Origin of the sequence: Streptomyces coeruleorubidus (assembly GCF_008705135.1) — a bacterium.
Lineage (GTDB): Bacteria > Actinomycetota > Actinomycetes > Streptomycetales > Streptomycetaceae > Streptomyces > Streptomyces coeruleofuscus.
On sequence record NZ_CP023694.1, the window covers coordinates 7,935,721 to 7,953,864 of the forward strand.

General features: G+C 70.9%; 15 protein-coding genes. 4 read left to right on the top strand and 11 right to left on the bottom strand.

The window, feature by feature from the left end; all coding sequences use genetic code 11:
• Positions 1-75: 75 nt before the first annotated feature.
• Positions 76-501: a MarR family winged helix-turn-helix transcriptional regulator gene (locus CP976_RS36485; protein ID WP_086854650.1), complete on the bottom strand. Its 426-nt coding sequence runs from the start codon at positions 499-501 to the stop codon at positions 76-78.
• Positions 502-731: 230 nt separating this feature from the next.
• Between CP976_RS36485 and CP976_RS36490 the strand changes: the two genes are divergently transcribed.
• Genes CP976_RS36490 through CP976_RS36505 form a run of 4 tightly spaced genes read left to right on the top strand, consistent with a single transcriptional unit; the run spans position 732 to position 4,510 of the window.
• Positions 732-1,649, top strand: coding sequence for an SDR family NAD(P)-dependent oxidoreductase (locus CP976_RS36490; RefSeq protein WP_150484161.1), 918 nt, complete (start codon positions 732-734; stop codon positions 1,647-1,649).
• The gene (locus tag CP976_RS36495; RefSeq protein WP_086601287.1) at positions 1,649-2,524 is read left to right on the top strand and encodes an amidohydrolase family protein; all 876 of its coding nucleotides are present in this window, start codon (positions 1,649-1,651) and stop codon (positions 2,522-2,524) included. Before CP976_RS36490 ends, CP976_RS36495 begins: the two co-directional genes overlap by 1 nt.
• Positions 2,525-2,534: 10 nt before the next feature.
• Positions 2,535-4,043 carry an acyl-CoA synthetase gene (locus CP976_RS36500; protein ID WP_150484162.1) on the top strand — a complete coding sequence of 503 codons (1,509 nt, stop codon included), beginning with the start codon at positions 2,535-2,537 and terminating at the stop codon, positions 4,041-4,043.
• An 11-nt stretch (positions 4,044-4,054) separates the two neighbouring features.
• The gene (locus tag CP976_RS36505; protein ID WP_150484163.1) at positions 4,055-4,510 is read left to right on the top strand and encodes a MaoC family dehydratase; all 456 of its coding nucleotides are present in this window, start codon (positions 4,055-4,057) and stop codon (positions 4,508-4,510) included.
• A gap of 18 nt (positions 4,511-4,528) precedes the next feature.
• On the opposite strand, the gene CP976_RS36510 is transcribed toward CP976_RS36505, so the two are convergent.
• From CP976_RS36510 to CP976_RS36555, 10 genes are all read right to left on the bottom strand, one after another.
• Entirely contained in the window at positions 4,529-5,356 is an 828-nt protein-coding gene (locus CP976_RS36510) for a PaaX family transcriptional regulator (protein WP_150484164.1), read from the bottom strand.
• Between the two features lie 24 nt (positions 5,357-5,380).
• Positions 5,381-6,229 (bottom strand): hypothetical protein, encoded by an 849-nt coding sequence (locus CP976_RS36515; protein ID WP_150484165.1) that lies wholly within the window; start codon positions 6,227-6,229, stop codon positions 5,381-5,383.
• Between the two features lie 4 nt (positions 6,230-6,233).
• Complete coding sequence (locus CP976_RS36520; RefSeq protein ID WP_150484166.1) at positions 6,234-7,910, bottom strand: PHP domain-containing protein; 1,677 nt, start codon at positions 7,908-7,910, stop codon at positions 6,234-6,236.
• 17 nt (positions 7,911-7,927) lie between these two features.
• Entirely contained in the window at positions 7,928-9,754 is a 1,827-nt protein-coding gene (locus CP976_RS36525; RefSeq protein WP_150484167.1) for a LamG-like jellyroll fold domain-containing protein, read from the bottom strand.
• A 76-nt stretch (positions 9,755-9,830) separates the two neighbouring features.
• The gene (locus CP976_RS36530) at positions 9,831-12,764 is read right to left on the bottom strand and encodes a glycoside hydrolase family 2 TIM barrel-domain containing protein (RefSeq protein ID WP_150484168.1); all 2,934 of its coding nucleotides are present in this window, start codon (positions 12,762-12,764) and stop codon (positions 9,831-9,833) included.
• Positions 12,761-13,627, bottom strand: a complete 867-nt coding sequence (locus CP976_RS36535; protein ID WP_150485653.1) for an alkaline phosphatase family protein — start codon at positions 13,625-13,627, stop codon at positions 12,761-12,763. Before CP976_RS36535 ends, CP976_RS36530 begins: the two co-directional genes overlap by 4 nt.
• A 178-nt stretch (positions 13,628-13,805) precedes the next feature.
• Positions 13,806-14,675, bottom strand: a complete 870-nt coding sequence (locus tag CP976_RS36540) for a carbohydrate ABC transporter permease (RefSeq protein WP_150484169.1) — start codon at positions 14,673-14,675, stop codon at positions 13,806-13,808.
• Positions 14,672-15,556, bottom strand: coding sequence for a carbohydrate ABC transporter permease (locus tag CP976_RS36545; RefSeq protein ID WP_150485654.1), 885 nt, complete (start codon positions 15,554-15,556; stop codon positions 14,672-14,674). Before CP976_RS36545 ends, CP976_RS36540 begins: the two co-directional genes overlap by 4 nt.
• A 124-nt stretch (positions 15,557-15,680) precedes the next feature.
• A complete protein-coding gene (locus CP976_RS36550) occupies positions 15,681-16,958 on the bottom strand; it encodes an extracellular solute-binding protein (RefSeq protein WP_150484170.1) in 1,278 nt (425 codons plus the stop codon).
• A 48-nt stretch (positions 16,959-17,006) separates the two neighbouring features.
• The gene (locus tag CP976_RS36555) at positions 17,007-18,026 is read right to left on the bottom strand and encodes a carbohydrate kinase family protein (protein ID WP_150484171.1); all 1,020 of its coding nucleotides are present in this window, start codon (positions 18,024-18,026) and stop codon (positions 17,007-17,009) included.
• Between the last annotated feature and the right edge of the window lie 118 nt (positions 18,027-18,144).

An 18,144-nucleotide genomic window follows, 5' to 3' on the forward strand; every position in this document is an offset into this window, starting at 1 on the left:
GCTCCCTGGGGACGGGTCTCGGTTGGCCGATGAAGTTATGCATCCATCGTGCAGCCGTCAATCATTTGCACAACATCAGTTCAGTCCGTCCTCGGCGATCCGCAGCAGCAGCCCGTGCAGCGCCTCCCGGTCGGCAGGGTCCAGCGGGCCCAGGAGTTCGTTCGTCACCCGCTGGCCGGCCTCGTCGGTGTCGCGGAGGAACGCGCGGCCCTTCTCGGTCAGCACGACGATCCGGCTGCGGCGGTCGTCGGGGGAGGGGCGGCGCTCGGCGAAGCCCTGCTTCTCCAGGTCGTCGACCAGGCCGACGATCGCGCTCGGGTCGTAGCCGAGGCGGGTGCTCAGCTCGCGCTGGAGGGCGCCCTCCGAGGTGGCGAGGAAGCGCAGCACCGCGTAGTGGCGCAGGCGCAGGCCCGACTCCTGGAGGCAGGCGTTGAAGAGCTGTCCCGAGCGCAGGCCCAGGCGGTACAGCAGGTAGCCCGTGTCGGCGTGCAGCCCGCGCATCCACGGCTCCTGGGCGTCGATGGGTTCCGGGGTGACGTTCTGGCGTGTGATGACGGGCTCCCTGTGCTCGGTGCTGCCTGAGGATTCCAGCATCTCGCACCCGTGGGTCATCAACAACTATTGACGTCAACAATTATTGCTCTTAGCTTCGATCTCGTAGCCGCACCCCGTGCAACTTGCAGCCCCACCCCATGCGACTCGTAGCCGCACCCATGCGAAGGGACTCACCCGTGCCCACCATCGATCTCACCGGCAAGGCCGCCGTCGTCACCGGAAGCGGCCGGGGCCTCGGCCTCGCCTACGCCCACGCCCTGGCCGCCCACGGCGCCTCCGTGGTCGTCAACGACGTCGACGAGGCGGTGGCCGAGGCGGCCGTGAAGTCCATCACCGAGGCGGGCGGCAAGGCCGTGGCGGAGGTCGTCCCGGTCGGTACGGCCGAGGCGGCGGACCGGCTGGTCGCCCGCGCGGTCGAGGAGTTCGGCCGGCTGGACGTCCTCGTCACCAACGCGGGCATCCTCCGCGACAAGGTGCTGTGGAAGATGACCGACGAGGACTTCGACGCGGTGATCACCACCCATCTCAAGGGCACCTTCACCTGCGCCCGCGCCGCCGCCGTCCGGATGCGCGAGCAGGGCGAGGGCGGCTCGCTGATCCTGGTCGGCTCCCCGGCCGGCCAGCGCGGCAACTTCGGCCAGACGAACTACGCCGCCGCCAAGGCCGGCATCGCGGCGATGGCCCGCACCTGGTCCATGGAGCTGGGCCGCGCGAACATCACCGTCAACGCGATCGTGCCGGTCGCCGCGACCGCGATGACCGAGACCATCCCGGCGTTCGCCCCGTACATCGAGGCCATGCGCAGCGGCGAGCCGCTGCCGGACTTCCTGCGCAAGGGCGAGGGCTTCGGCACCCCCGAGGACTGTGCCGCCCTGGTCCCGTTCCTGGCCTCCGAGGCCGCGCGCGGCGTGACCGGTCAGTGCATCGGCATCGGCGGTGACAAGGTGGCACTCTGGTCGCACCCGCAGGAGATCAGGGCGGCGTACGCCGACGGCGGCTGGACCCCCGGCGCGCTGGCGGACGCCTGGCCCACCTCGGTCGGTGCCGAACCCCAGTCGGTCGGCATCCCGGCGCCGAAGTTCCCGGAGGCGTGATGGACCTCAACGACCTCGTCGCGATCGACGTCCACACCCACGCGGAGGTCTCCTCCAAGGGCCACTCCTCCCTGGACGACGACCTGCACGACGCCTCCTCGGCCTACTTCAAGGTCGAGGGCAAGCGGAAGCCGACCCTGGAGGAGACCGCCGCGTACTACCGCGAGCGGAAGATGGCCGCCGTGATCTTCACGGTCGACGCCGAGTCCGCCACCGGCACGGCGCCCGTCCCCAACGAGGAGGTCGCCGAGGCCGCCGCCGCCAACGCAGACGTCCTCATCCCCTTCGCCTCCATCGACCCCTTCCGCGGGAAGGCGGGGGTGAAGCAGGCCCGGCGCCTGGTCGAGGAGTACGGGGTGAAGGGCTTCAAGTTCCACCCCAGCATCCAGGGCTTCTTCCCCAACGACCGGTCGGTGGCCTACGACCTGTACGAGGTGATCGAGGAGACCGGCACGATCGCCCTGTTCCACACCGGCCAGACCGGCATCGGCGCCGGCGTGCCCGGCGGGGGCGGGATCAGGCTCAAGTACTCCAACCCGCTGCACGTGGACGACGTGGCCGCCGACTTCCCGCACCTGAAGATCATTCTGGCGCACCCGTCCTTCCCCTGGCAGGACGAGGCCCTGGCCGTCGCCACGCACAAGCCGGGCGTGCACATCGACCTGTCCGGCTGGTCGCCGAAGTACTTCCCGCCGCAGCTCGTGCAGTACGCGAACACGCTGCTGAAGGACAAGGTCCTCTTCGGCTCCGACTTCCCCGTCCTCACCCCCGACCGCTGGCTCGCCGACTTCGACAAGCTGACGATCAAGGAAGAGGTCCGGCCGAAGATCCTCAAGGAGAACGCCGCCCGTCTGCTCGGGCTGACGAAACCGTAAGGGGCGTGACATGCGCAACGAGGGACTGGGGTCATGGCCCGCACGCCGGGCCCGCAAGACCCCGCACCGCACCGCCCTGATCCACGGCGACACGACCCGCACCTACGCCGGCCTGTACGACCGCACCACCCGCCTCGCCCACGCACTGCGCGAGAGGGGCGTCCGCCGCGGCGACCGCGTCGCCTACCTCGGCCCGAACCACCCGGCCTACCTGGAGACCATGTTCGCCGCCGGCACCCTCGGCGCGGTCTTCGTCCCGCTCAACATCCGGCTGGCCGGCCCCGAGATCGCCTACCAGCTCGCCGACTCCGGAGCCAAGGCCCTCGTCTACGGCCCCTCGCACGCCGGTCTGGTCGCGGGACTGCCGGGCAGCACGGACGTCCGCACGTATGTCGAAGTGGGCGCCGAGTACGAGGAGGCGCTGGCTTCGGCCTCCCGGGAGCCCATCGACACACCGGTCACCCCGGACGACACCTGCATCATCATGTACACCTCGGGGACGACCGGCCGCCCCAAGGGCGCGATGCTCACCCACGGCAACCTCACCTGGAACGCGATCAACGTCCTCGTCGACCACGACCTGATCGCCGACGAACGCGCCCTGGTCTCCGCCCCGCTGTTCCACACCGCGGGCCTGAACATGCTGACGCTCCCGGTCCTGCTGAAGGGCGGCACGTGCGTCCTGGTCGAGGCCTTCGACCCGGACGCCACCTTCGACCTGATCGAACGGCACCGGATCACCTTCATGTTCGGCGTGCCCACCATGTTCGACCAGGTGGCCCGGCACCCGCGCTGGCAGGACGCCGACCTGTCGTCGCTGCGCATCCTGACCTGCGGCGGCTCCCCGGTCCCGACCCCGCTGATCGCGGCGTACCAGCGGCGCGGACTGACCTTCCTCCAGGGCTACGGCATGACCGAGGCCGCTCCCGGCACGCTGTTCCTGGACGCCGAGCACGCCGTCAGCAAGGCGGGGTCGGCGGGCGTGCCGCACTTCTTCAGCGACGTACGCGTCGTACGGCCCGACCTCGCGCCGGTCGACGTCGGCGAGGTGGGCGAGGTCGTGGTGCGCGGGCCGCACGTGATGCCCGGCTACTGGGGGCTGCCCGAGGAGACGGCCGCGTCCTTCGCGGACGGCTGGTTTCGCAGCGGCGACGCGGCCCAGGTCGACGAGGACGGCTACGTCCACATCGTCGACCGCCTCAAGGACATGATCATCTCCGGCGGCGAGAACATCTACCCCGCCGAGATCGAGGACCAGCTCCTCGCCCACCCGGACATCGTCGAGTGCGCGGTGATCGGGGTGCCGGACGACAAGTGGGGCGAGGTGCCCCGCGCGGTCGTCGTGCCCCGCGAGGGCGCCGCGCTCGACCCCGACGAGGTGCTCGCGTCGCTCGCCGGCCGCCTCGCCAAGTACAAGATCCCGAAGTCGGTCGTGGTGGCGGACGAACTGCCCCGCACCGCCTCCGGGAAGCTCCTGAAATCCCGTGTGCGCAAGCGCTACGGCACCGACTCCCAGTGAAGGACGGCTCCATGAGCATCACCGTCAACGGCCTCGACGAACTGAAGAAGCTCGCTGGCAGCGACCTCGGCACCAGTGAGTGGATCGAGGTCACGCAGGAGCGGATCGACACCTTCGCCGACGCGACCGGGGACCACCAGTGGATCCACGTCGACCCGGAGAAGGCCAAGGAGGGTCCCTTCGGCGCCCCCATCGCGCACGGCTACCTCACGCTCTCCCTCTTCATCCCGCTGTTCACCGAGCTCCTGGACGTCCAGGGCGTGACGACGAAGGTCAACTACGGCCTCAACAAGGTGCGTTTCCCCTCCCCGGTGAAGGTCGGCTCCCGCATCCGGCTGACGGCGAAGCTCGCCGAGGTCGAGGAGGTGCCGGGCGGCGTGCAGATCACGGTCGACGGCGCAGTCGAGATCGAGGGCGGCGGCAAGCCGGCCGCGGTGCTCCAGAGCCTGTCGCGGTTCTACGCCTGAACACACTGAGACGGCGTGCTACGCCTGAGGCCGCGCGGGCACCAGGTCGAGCAGACGTTCCGAGGCGTCACGCGCGAGCGGTGAGAGCCGGTCGTGCACCGCCCGGAACGTCTTCTCGGCCTGCTCCGCCGGCCAGTCGTCCGGCAGGTGCTTGACGGGCAGGCGCGGATCGCGCCGGACGATCCGCAGCCACTCGGTCTGCAGCCGCAGCCGCAGCACGAGCCCGTCGTCGGGGTGCGGCAGCTCGTCCTCCCACGGCTGCCAGCGCCGTACGAACGCCTCGTAGCGCCCGGCCAGGTCGGACAGCTCCCACGTCTCCTCGATCATCTGGCCGATGTCCATCCCGGCGTCGGCGTGCGCGCGGAAGACCTTCACGTGGGCGGACAGGCCGAGCTCGGCCACCAGCGCCGACACGTCGACCTCGCCCGGCGCGATCCACAGGCCGTTGAACAGCGGGCCGAAGCCGCTCCAGGTCAGCTGGGAGCGCAGGTCGTGGCGCTGGCGCTGCCAGGACTCGGGCAGGGAGAAGCCGAGCAGGGTCCAGGTGCCGTCCCAGTGCCGGTTGACGGCACCGGTCTGCCAGATGCGCCGCTCGCCGTCGCGCAGCACGGCCTCCGAGCGCTCGGTCAGCCCGAAGTACATCCGGCGGCCCTCGCGCTGGCGGCGCAGCAGGTCACGGCCCACCATGCGGGTCAGCGTCGAACGGGTCGCCTGCTCGCCGATCCCGGCGCGGGCGAACACGTCGATGACGCTGCCCGAGTACACGCACACGTCGCGCCCGAGCACCTGGTCGCCCAGGAACGTCAGCATGAGGGACTGGGGCCGCAGCGACTCTTCACCGGTCACGCGGCCCACCGTACCTCCGCCCGATCAGTCGGTGACCTGCTGGTACGCGTGGACGGCCGTCGTCACCGCGCACACGCCCGGCGGGATCATCTGCGTCCTCAGGGTGCCGCTGTTCGTGTCGTAGTCGACGCCCTCCGTCTCGAAGGTGCCCGTGCACACGCTGCGCTGCGGCAGCGCGAAGAGACTCGTCACCGTGCCGGTGACCGGCTGCCCGTCCAGCTCGCGGGGCAGGTCGACCTGGAGCAGCGGCCGGATCTCCGGGAAGAGGGTGCCCGAGGCGTCGTTCGAGGCGCACAGCAGGCGGGTGCCCGTGACGAAGTCACAGCCCTGGATGTCACGCACCGGCTTGTCCAGGGTGATCTGCCCGGCCTCCTTCAGCTCACCGCCGGCGGGCGGCGTGGAGGGGTTCAGCAGGGGAGCCGGGAAGACCTGGAGCCGGTTCTGCGTGCCCCACTCGCCCGAGACCAGCCACTGACCGTCGGGCGAGACGGTGGCGAAGGAGTTGTTCAGCTTCTCGCCGGGGTTCAGCGGGTGGACGTACTCGTAGCGCTTCCCGGCCGGGGTGGTGACCGCGAACATCTTGGACGTGGCCGTGTCCGCGCCCTGGTAGGCGTCGAAGACATGCCCGCGCGCGATGTCCGGGTCGCCTATGTGGTTCCAGCCCTTGACCCGCAGGTCCAGCGGGATGGAGGCCAGCCCGCGGTACAGCAGGGAGCCGTCCGCGCGGCTGGCCAGGCCCTGCCCGCCGCCGAGGGTGTCGGTGTACGCCGTGCCGGTCTGGGTCCACTGCGGGGCACCGGCGGCCGAGGCCGTGCCGGTGCCCAGCGTGAAGGCGCCTAATAACGCGGTCGCGGCGAGCAGTTGACGTCTCATCAGGTCAGGCACCTTCCACGTCGACGAATACCGGGTTCGAATAGAACCACGTATCGGCCCACGGGTCACCGTCCCCGGGCGCGTGCGGAACGGGCCCGTGCGGATCGACCGAGGCGCCGAGGTAGCCGGTGCCGTTGCGGTTGCCGTCGCTGCCGCGCAGCCGGACGTAGAAGGACTCCTCGCCCGCGGTCAGCGGAACGCGCAGGGTGTAGGTGCCCGTGCGGCCGGAGACGTCCTGCGAGCGGACGACGCGCGTGTCGGGGGCCTGCCAGGTGTCGCGGTCGGCGACCGGGCCGCGCACCGCGCCGCGGATGACGTCCACGTGCGCCAACTCGGGCAGGATGCCCTGCGGGTTGGGCCGTGAGGCGGTCGTCACGGTGACGTCCAGGGTGAGCTTCTCGCCCTTGCGGACCCGCAGCCGGCCGCCGAGCGTCACCCCCCGGCCCCGGTCGAGGTCCCCCTTCAGCCGCACGTCGAGCCCGTCGAGTAGATGCCCGTGGTCGAGCCAGACCCGGCCCGCGCGCAGGCCCGCCATGACCGCGCGGTAGCCGTAGCGGGTCACGCCCACATGGGTACGGCTGAACTGCCCGGGCCAGAAGTCGCTGCCCGGCTGCGGGGTGTCCGTGTTCACCGGGTCGGGCAGCTTCCCGGTGCCGTCGAAGGTCTGGCCGGGCTGCCAGTCGCCGTTCTTCCAGGTGTCGAAGACGATCCGGTGGGCGTCGGAGTTGGTGGTGACCGAGAACAGCCGGCCCTCGGCGAGCATCGAGTCCCACAGGCCGCCGACGGTGGCGGTCGCCCAGTCGAAGCCGCCGTACGTCAGGTAGGCGTCCGCCGGGTAGCCCGGCCAGGACTGCGCGGACGGCTTGTTCTCGTACTCGCCGCGGATCGAGGTCGCCCCGCGCCAGCCGGGGATGGCAGCGCCCTGGGCGCCCGGCGCGCCCTCCATGCCGATCATGATCCCGGGCGCCGCGTCCCGCCAGTTGCGCATCTCGTGCGGGGAGTCGATGCCCAGGCGCAGGGGGTGGTTGGCGAGGACCAGCACGTCGTCCACGTAACCCGAACGGCGCTGCTGTGCCAGCCACTTGAGCGCCTTGACGGCGTGCGCCTCGTTGCGGGCGGTGTCCGCGTCGGCGGGGCCGCCCTTGTCGTAGCCGAGGAGTTTGCCGTCGTGGGCGCGCTCGAACCGGGTCAGTACGTCGACCTCGTGCGGTCCGGGCGCGGTGAACACCGTGCAGTGCTCGGCCGCCGGGATGTACCACTCCAGGCCCTGGAAGATCAGCTGACGCGGGTTCTCGGCGCGTGCCTCGAGGATCTCCTTGTGCTCCAGCGCTGCCCCGAAGTCGGCGTGCCCGAAATTGGAGTGCTCGGTGAACACCATCCAGTCCAGGCCGTACTTCGCGCCCGCGGCGGCCAGCTGGGAGAACGTGTACTTGGCGTCGTGGCTGTAGACGGAGTGGATGTGATGGTCACCGACGAGGTAGGCGAGGCGGGGATCCTCGCCGCCCAGCCGTCTGTCGTCGCCGCCGGCGGCCAGGGCCGGGGTCGCCGCCGGGCCCAGGGCGAACGCGGCGCCGAACAGGCCCGCGCGGCGCAGGAGCCCGCGGCGGGAGACGCCCTGGGGGTCGAGGGCGGCGGGGGAGACGGACGGGTCGGCCCACGCGGGCAGTTGTTGCTCTGTCATGAGGGTTCCCTGGAAGTTCAGTGGTTCATGAAGGAGGTGACGGGCAGCGCCCGCGCGACGATCCGGACATCGCCGAGCCGGCCGTGGAAGATCTGGTCGATCTTGCCGCCGTACTCGTAGCCGCCGAGCAGCCACGGCAGTCCGACGGAGGTGATGCCGACGGAGGTCGCCTTGGGGTTGCGGAGCACCGGGCAGCCCTCGACGTACAGCGTGGTGTGCCTGCCGTCGTTGACGACCGCGAGGTGCCACCAGGTCTCCAGCGGGGTCTCCTGGCCCCAGTTGGTGGCGATGCCCTGCTGGTTGAGCGGGCGCATCGCCCACTGCGGTTCGCGGTCGTTGGACAGGGACAGCGTGGCCAGCGGCTCGTCCGGGTCGTCGGCGGTCTTCCCGGCGGCGCCGCCCGTGCCCGTGCGGCCGACCAGGCCCGACCAGGCGTGGTGGTCCGGGTCCCAGTCGGCGGGCAGCCGGTAGAACGCCTCGATGGTGTAGCCGTCCTTGAACGTGGCCGAGTTGAGCGGGGCGCCGTCGACCGTGCGCAGGTAGGCGCCCTTCAGCGGGGACTTGAAGCCCTGGAACTCCAGGCTGCCGTGGCCCGGCTGGTCGGGGTGGTGGTCCGCCGACCAGTCCAGCGCGCCGCCGCCCACCGTGACGAGCGCGAGGTCGTTGCCGCGCCCGGACAGGTCCCGGACCGTTCCCGCCACGGGCTTCTCGAAGCGCCAGTACGCCACCGTGCCCGGGAGAAGCATCTTCGAGGCGGGCCGCGCCGGACGGGCGGGCACGGGCGCGAAGCCGGAGAAGCGCTCCTCGAAGTCGATCTCGACGGAGAACCGGTCGGCGTCGCCGCTCAGCTCCATCTCCTGCCGCTCCAGCTCGTTGAGCCCCTTCCCGGCCCGGCCCAGGTTCCACGGGGAGACCGTCTCCACGTCGATGACGTTCCGGTCCAGGTCGAACCGGTAGAGGCGGATCATCGCCGCGCCGCCGAAATAGCGGTTCTGGTAGTTCGTCAGATGCAGATGGACGTCATGCCCGGCCGCGTTCTTGCGCGTCGCGCGGGCGGCGGGCCAGTAGTGGCCGTTGAGGGTGAGGAAGATCTGGTCGTGGTGCTCGACCAGCTGGTCCCAGAGCTGCTGGCCGTAGTCCGACAACGAGTCGTCCTCGACGACCAGTTCGTGCGTCGTGAGGATGACGGGCGTCTTCGGAAGCCGCGCCATGACCTCCTTCGCCCACGCGTAACCCTGCGGCGACAGCCGCCAGTCCAGCGCGAGCACCATCCACTCCCGGCCGCCCGCGGTGAACAGGTGGAAGGTGTTGTAGCCGTCCGGGGAGGCACCGCCGAAGGTCCGCTGTCCCTTGAACCGCTGCGGCCCGAAGACGTCCAGATACGGCGTGGCACCGCGCTGGTCGGTCGTCGACGACTTCACGTCGTGGTTGCCTGCCAGGACGCTGTAGCCGACGCCCCGCCGGTCCAGCAGCGAGAACGCCTCGCCGATCGCCGCGAACTCCTCCTTCGCGCCGTTCTGCGTGAGGTCCCCCAGGTGGGACAGGAAGACGAGGTTCTCCTCCCCGCCGTGCTCCAGCAGATAGCGCAGCGACGCCTCGACCGGCGCCTTGTCGATGCTCGGCCCGTCGAAGAGGTACTGGGTGTCCGGCATCACGGCGAGCGTGAAGCGGCGGCTGCGCGGGTCGGGTCGCCAACTCGCCGGTGCCGCCCGGGCGGTGACGGCCGGCAGCGCGGCCACCGCCGTGGCGGTCGCGCCGAGCAGCGCGGTGGCGCGCAGGAAACCGCGTCTTCCGGCATCGGCCTGGGGGGCCTCGCCCAGGTCGTGATCATGTGAAGTGCACACGGGGGCTCCATGAAGGGTGACGGGGAGGGAGTGCCGGAGAACTCGGCGAAGGCGACAGGGAGGGGAGGGGGAGAACTCAGAGAACGCGCAGCGTCCAGCTCCAGCGATGGACGCCGGCCGGGACGAGATAGGTGGCGAAGGTGTCGGGCCCGCAGGAGGCCGTGCCGAGACCGCGGTGCGCCGCATCGATGTGCACCACGCACCCGGCCCGCGGCACCAGTTCGTCGTGGTGCGCGGCCGAGGCGAGGTCGTTCGCGCGATGGCGGGTCACGGAGACCTGGTGCGGCCGGTCCAGCCGCACCGCGAGCCCGGTCGCGTCCGGCGCGGACAGCGTGAACCGCCGTACGCCGTGCCGCCCGCCGCTCTCCTGGGGCCGCAGATACGGGGTGAACAACTCGTCCACCGGCAGCGAGTGGTGGCCGACGGGCGCGCCCGCGCCCCGGTCCGGATACGACTCCCAGGGGCCCTGCCCGAACCACTCGAGGAGGTTCAGCCCGGCCGCCGTCTCGAAGACCGACCCGACCCTGGCCACGTCGTCCAGCGCCTCGGGCAGCTCGGCGCACTCCTCCACCAGCAGCCCGCCCTCGACCGCCGTGAACACCTGCTCGTGCCGGACGGTCCCGCCCGGGCCGAGGTAGTCGCAGACCACCGCCACCCGTCCCGGGTCACGGCGTACGGCGACGACCTCGCGGGTGAGCGCGTCGAGCCCCCACTCGCGCCAGCGGGCCGCCATGCCGCCCAGTTCGTCGTTGTCGGTGGGCGCCCGCCACAGCGACAGCGTGGGCCCGGCCGTCAGCAGCGGATGGACCAGCAGCCCGTCCTCGCCGACCTCCACGGGGCGGTGCGTGACGGGGGCGTGCCGCTCCGGGGGCGCGTGCCGCAACCGTGCCTGCGGCAGGCACACCACCGTGCCGCGCGGCGCCCACGGCTCGTCCCGGGCCGTCGTGACCCGCAGCGTCAGCCATGCCTCGCCGCCGTCCTCCGGCAGCTCGAACGGCAGCGGTACGGCGGCCGTCTCGCCCGGCCGCAGAGCGGGCAGTTCGGCGGGGGCGGTCAGGGTGCCGCCGTCGGCGAGGGACAGCTCCCACTCGCCGGACAGCCAGTCCAGCCCCCGGAAGTGCTGGTGGTTGCCCAGGACGACGCCCTCGTGCCGGAAGCACTCGATGCGCAGCGGAGCGGCGATCTCCCGGTGCTCGAACATCACGGGTTTGGGGGTGCGGTCGGGGAAGACGACCCCGTCGGCGATGAAGGCGCCGTCGTGGTCGGTCTCCCCGAAGTCGCCGCCGTACGCCCAGCGATGGCCGGGCGCGGCGACACCGTTGTCATAGAGCCCGGCGCCCCCACGCCCGGCCGGTCTGCCGTCGTTCACACGCTGGAGGATGCCGTGGTCCCAGAACTCCCAGATGAACCCGCCCTGAAGACCCGGGGTGGCCTCGATGGCCTCCCAATGGTCCGCGAGCGTGCCGTTGCTGTTGCCCATGGCGTGCGAGTACTCGCACTGGATGAGCGGCTTGGTCTGCCGCCCGGACATGGCGTGCGCCAGGCAGTCCTGGAGCGGCGCGTACATCGGGCAGGCGATGTCGGAGGCCAGGTCCGGATCGGCCCAGCCGCGCTTGGCCGCGCCCTCGTACTGCACCGGCCGGGTCGGGTCGTGCCGGCGTACCCAGCCGGCGGCCGCGTCGTGGTTCGCGCCGTAGTCGGACTCGTTGCCCAGCGACCAGATGATGACGGACGGATGGTTCTTGTCGCGCAGCACCATCCGCGCGACCCGGTCGACGAAGGCGCCCAGGTAGCGCGGGTCGTCGGCGATCTCGTGCGCGTGGTCGTGCGACTCGATGTCGGCCTCGTCGACGACGTAGAAGCCGAGCTCGTCGGCCAGGTCGTACAGGGCCGGGTCGTTCGGGTAGTGCGCGGTGCGGATCGCGTTGAAGCCGAACCGCTTCAGCAGCACGAGGTCGGCGCGCATGTCGTCGTACGACACCGTCCGCCCGGTCAGCGGATGGAAGTCGTGCCGGTTGACGCCCCGGATGAACACGCGCTCGCCGTTGACCAGCAGGTCCCGGCCGGTGATCTCGACGTCACGGAAGCCGATCCGGTGCCGGGAGGTGTCGGCGACCGTACCGTCGGCCCGGTGGAGGCGGACGGTCAGCCCGTACAGCTCGGGCGTCTCGGCGGTCCAGGCGCGCACGTCCGGGACGGCGGACCGCAGCCGGGCCTCGCCGAGGAAGCCGGAGACGCGCTCGTCCTCGGCGTTGGCCCGGTCGAACTCCGTGTCCTGCGTGAGCAACTGCCCGTCTAGCTCCCCGCTGACGTACCAGCCCTCGGGCAGGGCCCCGCCCGAGTCCCGCAAGAGGCAGTCCACGCGCAGGTCACCGTCCCTCCGGGCCCGCACGGTCACGTCCGCGAGATGCAGCGGATCCCGCGCGTACAGCAGCACCGAGCGGGTGATCCCGCCGTGCCACCACTGGTCCTGGTCCTCGATGTGCGAGGCGTCCGACCACTTCACGACGGTCAGGCGCAGGGCGGCCCGCTCCCCGGGGCGTACCACGTCCGTCAGATCGAACTCGGCGGCGAGGTGGGAGTCCTTGGAGATCCCGACCGGCCGCCCGTCCACGTGCACCAGCAGCACGCTCTCCGCCGCCCCGACCTGGAGCACGATCCGCCGCCCGGCCCACTCGGCCGGCACGTCGACCGCACGCTCGTACACACCCGTCGGGTTGGCGGTGGGCGCGTCCGGCGGGAACTCGGCGAACGGCATACGGACGTTGAGGTACCGCGGCAGATCGTCCGTGCCCTGCATGGTCCAGACACCGGGGACGTACGCCGAAGACCAGTCCTCGCCCACCGGGGCGTCCGGCGCGGGCAGCAGCTGGAAACGCCAGTCGCCGTCCAGGGACACGGCCCCGGGCCGCCGGTCGACGGCGTTCATGGGGAGCCGCCGCCAGGAGGTCACCTCGGGCGCTACCCAGGGGCGCAGGGAGATCAGGGGATCGGGGAGTGCGTCGGTCATGACCATTCCGAAGTCGGTGGGGTGGGCGGGGGCAGGGCACGGCCCCGCAGGCCCCAGGCGGGGTCGACGGGGATGCCGAGACGGTCCAGGACGGTGGGCGCGATGTCGACGAGGCGGGGCGTGTCGAGCCGGGTGCCTCCGGGCATGCCGGGCTCGGCGAGGATGACGAAGACCTCCCGTTCGGCCTGCGTGTCGCCGCCGTGGCCGCCGGTGTCGAGGTGACCGTGGTCCGTGGTGACCAGTACGGTCCAGTGCTCGTGGGCATGCCGCGCGTCTATCGCCTCCAGGAGCCGCCCGAGGTGGGTGTCCTGGGCGAGCAGGGCCCGGTCGTAGGCGGGGCTGAGGGAGCCCGTGGCGTGGCCGGCCTCGTCGGTGGCGCCGAAGTACGCGAACACGACGTCCGGGTCGTCCTCGGTGAGCCACCGTGCGGCGGTGCGGGCGACGAGGCGGTCCGCGGTCTCGTAGCCGTCGGACTCGCCGTCGTGGACCGCGCGCTTGCCGATGGCCGGGCCGAGGGTGCCGTGGTGGACCAGCTCCGGCCAGGACACCGCGGCCGCGGTGCGCAGCGCGGGCCGCGCGCTGACGGCGCGGCTGAGGAAGTCGGGGTAGCGGGTGTAGTCGGCGCCGGTGAAGTCGTTGCCGGTCACCCCGTGGCGGTCCGGCCACACGCCGGTCAGCACGCTCGACCAGCCGGGGCCGGAGTCGGTGTAGGCCATGCTGGTCGACGGTCCGTGCTCGGCCTGACCGTCCGCCTCGCCGTAGGGCAGCAGGCTGGTGCCGTGGGCGCCGGTGGCCATCAGGCCGTGCAGCACGGGTGCGGTGGCGTGGGATCGGATCAGCCGGTCGTGGCGGAGCCCGTCCATGCCGACGACGAGCACCTTGGCGCGTGCGCTGCTGTCCGTCACTGCCTGCCTCCCTCGTCGCTCGTGCGTGCTGCACTGGCCCGATCGACCACGAGCTCGGGGCGGCTTGTCCGTTGTCGGCTGCCCGGACGCTGTGGCTGGTCGCGCAGTTCCCCGCGCCCCTTGCGGGGCGCGGTCCTCAGCTGCCCTGTACCGCTCCCTCGGTCGCCCCCGCGATGAAGCCGCGCGCGAAGATGGCGAAGACCACGACCAGCGGCAGGGCCGCCATGAGGACACCGGCCATGACCATGCTGTAGTCGGTGGTGTGGCCGACGTGGAGCTGGGCGAGCTCCACCTGGAGCGTGACGTGGCTGGGGTCGGTGAGCACGATGAGCGGCCAGACGTAGTCGTTCCAGGCGTTGACGAAGGCGTAGATGGCGAGGAAGGACAGCGCCGGCTTGATCATCGGCAGCGCGATGTTCCAGTACTGGCGGAAGAACCCGGCGCCGTCGATGCGCGCGGCGTCGAGCAGCTCGTCGGGCACGCCGTTCTGGATGTACTGGTTCAGCCAGAAGATGCCGAAGGCGTTGGCGAGGGCGGGCAGGGCCAGCGCCTTGAGCATGCCGACCCAGCCGATCTCCGACATGAGGATGAACTGCGGCAGGACGGCCAGCTGGAGCGGCAGCATCATGAACACCAGCAGCGTGCCGAAGAGCACCTTGCGCCCGGGGAAGTCGAACTTGGCGAAGGCGAAGGCCGCCAGCGAGTCGATGAACAGCACCAGGACGGTGGTGACGCTCGCGACGACGATCGTGTTGAGCATCGACCCGAAGAAGTCGATGGTGTTCAGCACGTGCCGGATGTTCTCCAGCAGGTGGGAGCCGAAGGTCAGCTTCGGCGGGCTCTTGTAGATGTCCTCGGTGGTGTTGGTCGCCATGACGATCGTCCACACGAACGGGAAGACCGAGATGAGGACGGCCACGATGAGGAGGATGTGCGCGGTCATGCCCTTGGGGCGGCGCAGCCGCCGCGTGCCCGTGGCCGGCCGTGTCGTGTCCGCTGTCGTCATGACTTCCTCCCGCGCTGCACGAGGCGCCAGTTGACGACGACGAGCACGATGATCAGTACGAAGAAGGCCCAGACGATGGCCGCGCCGTAGCCGTAGTCGTTGTTGAGGAAGGCCGACTGGTAGAAGTACAGCAGCGTGGTCAGGCCCGCCTGGCCCGGGCCGCCGAGGTTCTGGTTCGCGGCGTTGCTGGCGAAGAGGACCTGGGGTTCGCTGAAGCTCTGCAGGCCGTTGATGGTCGAGATGACGACGGTGAACAGGATGATCGGCCGCATGATCGGAATGGTGATCTGGAAGAACGTGCGGACGGGGCCGGCGCCGTCCATCTTCGCCGCCTCGTAGATCGAGGTCGGGATCGCCTGGAGACCGGCCAGATAGATGATCATGTTGTAGCCGGTCCACATCCAGGTCATCAGCAGCGCGATGACCAGCTTGATCAGCCACGGGTTGCTCAGCCACGGGACGGGCGAGATGCCGACCGTGCCCAGGATCGCGTTGACGAGGCCGAAGTTGTTGCTGAACACCGCGCCGAAGAAGATCGCCACCGCGACGATCGAAGTGACGTTCGGCACGTAGAGGGCGATGCGGTAGAAGCCCTTGAAGCGGCGCACCGAATGCAGCAGCGTCGCCAGGACGAGGGCGCCGAAGAGCGTGGGGACGGTGGACAGGACCCAAATCGCCAGGGTGTTGCGGATCGACAGCCAGAAGACCGGGTCGTTCCAGAGGAACTCGAACTGCTGGAGGCCCACGAACTGCTTGGCGCCGAGGCCGTCGTAGCGCTGGAAGGCCAGATACAGCGAGTAGAGGACGGGGAAGAAGGAGAAAGCGATGAAGATCAGGTAGAACGGCGAGATCGCCAGGTACTGCCGCCAGTGCGACAGCACCCCGCGCCGGCTCGGCCGGACGGCGCCCGCGGGCGGGGTGCGCCGCGGGCGGAACCGGGCCGGGCCCGGCCCGCCGCGGTGCTCGGGCACCGTGGCGGGACCGGTGACCGGAGGTGATGACACCTCAGTTCACCCCCTGTCGCCGGGCGATCTGCTTGGCCTGGCTGACGGCGTCCTTCCAGGCGGCGTCGGGCTTCTTGCCCTTGGCCTCGATGTTGGTCAGCTCGGTGAAGTAGGGGGCCATGACGGCGGCGTCGGCGGGTGCCTCGTAAGTGACCGGGATGTCCTTGGCGGCCGGGCCGAAGACCTCGATGATCTTCTGCCCGCCGAAGAAGGCGTCGGCGCCCGTCATGGCGGGCATGGCGTACGAGGCCGGGGAGGCGGGGAAGATGGCGGCGTCGGTGAAGCCGCGGGCGTTGTTGGCCGGGCTGAGGATCCAGCTGATGATCTTGAATGCCTCTTCGGGGTTACGGCACTGCTTGGGCAGCGCCAGGTAGGAGCCGCCCTGGTTGGCCGGTCCGCCGGGCGTGGCACAGACCCGCCACTTGCCCTTGGTGCCGGGGGCGGCCTGCTCGATGTCCAGCGCGTGCCAGGCCGCGCCGAGTTCGGTGCCGAGGTTCTTGCCGATGGCGGCGTTCCAGGTCTGGTCGTTGATCTTGGCGTCGATGCCGAGCGTGTAGGGGCGGATCGCCGTGGTCCACGCGGCGCGGATGTGGTCCTGGTCGCCGATGAAGTGGTTGTTCTCGTCGATGAACCGCTTGGTGCCCTGGCCGACCGCGATGTTGAACACCGAGCCCATGTTGTTGATCAGGTAGGTGCCGGGCACGGCCTTCTTCAGCTCGGAGCCGAGCGCGAAGTAGTCGTCCCAGGTCCCGGCCTCGGCGGCGACCTTGTCGGGGTCGGTGGGCAGCCCGGCCTTGCGGAACAGGTCCGCGCGGTAGAAGAGCGCGGTGGGACCGATGTCGATCGGGAACCCGATCTGCTTGCCGTCCTCGGTCTGGGCGAGCTTGGTCTTCCAGTCCAGGTACTGCGACGAGATCTTCTTGAAGCCCAGCTCGTTCAGGTCGAGGAAGCGGCCGGCGTTGGGCAGGAAGGACGCGATGTCCTCGCCCTTGATGCCGGTGATGTCGGGCACGGAGCTGCCCGCCGCGAGCGTGGTGGTGAGCTTCTGCTTGAAGTCGCCGCCGATGGAGGCGGCGGTCAGTTTGATCTGGCTGCCGAAGTGCGCCTTGGCCTCCGCGACCACCTTGTCGCTCAGTGCGCCACCCCAGTACCACATGGTGAGGCTCTTGCCGTTCTTGGTACCGCCCGATCCCGAGCTGCCGCCGCATGCGACGGTCAGGCCGGAGGCGGCCGCGGTGAGCGCGGCGGCCTGGAGGAAGCCTCTACGAGAAAGGTCCACGGGTCACTCCTGTTTTTCCTGTTCGTGGTGCCGAGGTGTGGGTGAAGGTCAGTGCTGCCGTGCGGGAGGGGTGACGGGGGCGTGCGCGACCGGCGGCCCGGGGTTCTCCGGGAGCCGGTCCGCGAGGAAGCCGTAGGTCCGCTTCAGATCGGGGTCGGTCAGGGAGTGCCACCAGCGGTCGACGCCGTACCAGCCGGGGGCGGCCAGTGCCCCGCCGTGGTGCCGGACGGACAGCCCGGCGGCGAGCACCGCGAACCGCAGCCGCTCCGCCAGCGGCCAGCCGCCGAGCGAGGCGGTGACGAACGCGGCGCCGAAGACGTCTCCGGCACCGGTCGCGTCCAGTACCTCGACGTCGAGGGCGGGCACGTCGGCGTACTCGCCGGTCGTCTGGTCGACAGCCATCGCGCCGTCCCCGCCCCGGGTGACCACCGCGACCGGCACCAGCTCGGACAGCGTGCCGAGCGCGGCCACCGCGCTGTCCGTGCGGGTGTAGGCCATGGCCTCCGTCTCGTTCGGGAGGAAGGCGTGGCAGAGCGCGAGCTGGTCCAGGAGGGCCGTCGACCACTCCTGGCTGGGGTCCCAGCCGACGTCCGCGTAGATCTGCGTGCCGCCCGCGGCGGCCTTGGCGAGCCAGTCGCGCGGCTGCGCCTCGAGGTGCACCAGGGCGGTACGCGCCGCGGGCGGGTCGCCCACCAGCACGTCCTGCGAGTACGGGGGCTCCTGGCCGTGGGTGACCAGGGCACGGTCCGTGCCGTGGGCCAGGGCGACGGTGACCGGGGTGGGCCAGCCGTCGGCCGTACGGGAGAGCGAGAGGTCGACGTCCTCCTGGTCGCACAGGATGTCCCGGCAGCACTCGCCGTAGAGGTCGTCGCCGAACACGGTGGCCAGCGAGGTGCGCAGGCCGAAGCGGCTGGCCGCCACCGCCAGGTTGGCGATGCCGCCCGGGCCGCAGCCCATGCCCGTAGTCCAGATCTCCTCGCCCGGGGTCGGGGGCTTGCCGAGCCCCGTGAGGACGAGGTCGTAGAAGAGCAGCCCGGTCAGCAGCACATCGGGCCGGTCGTCGTCCACGGAGGGGTCCTCTCGTTCGGAAGCGTTCGAGGAGCCCACCCCGCGAGCTCGTCAAAACTCTTCATTTCGGTGACCGGAATCGTGCGCCGCTCGGGGAGATTGGTCAATACCCGAGCAG

Bases quoted from the DNA above. Each gene is read 5' to 3' on its own strand.
- CP976_RS36485 (WP_086854650.1), bottom strand. From the start codon at position 501: ATGCGCGGGCTGCACGCCGACACGGGCTACCTGCTGTACCGCCTGGGC.
- CP976_RS36495 (WP_086601287.1), top strand. From the start codon at position 1,649: ATGGACCTCAACGACCTCGTCGCGATCGACGTCCACACCCACGCGGAG.
- CP976_RS36500 (WP_150484162.1), top strand. From the start codon at position 2,535: ATGCGCAACGAGGGACTGGGGTCATGGCCCGCACGCCGGGCCCGCAAG.
- CP976_RS36505 (WP_150484163.1), top strand. From the start codon at position 4,055: ATGAGCATCACCGTCAACGGCCTCGACGAACTGAAGAAGCTCGCTGGC.
- CP976_RS36515 (WP_150484165.1), bottom strand. From the start codon at position 6,229: ATGAGACGTCAACTGCTCGCCGCGACCGCGTTATTAGGCGCCTTCACG.
- CP976_RS36520 (WP_150484166.1), bottom strand. From the start codon at position 7,910: ATGACAGAGCAACAACTGCCCGCGTGGGCCGACCCGTCCGTCTCCCCC.
- CP976_RS36530 (WP_150484168.1), bottom strand. From the start codon at position 12,764: ATGACCGACGCACTCCCCGATCCCCTGATCTCCCTGCGCCCCTGGGTA.
- CP976_RS36535 (WP_150485653.1), bottom strand. From the start codon at position 13,627: ATGGACGGGCTCCGCCACGACCGGCTGATCCGATCCCACGCCACCGCA.
- CP976_RS36540 (WP_150484169.1), bottom strand. From the start codon at position 14,675: ATGACGACAGCGGACACGACACGGCCGGCCACGGGCACGCGGCGGCTG.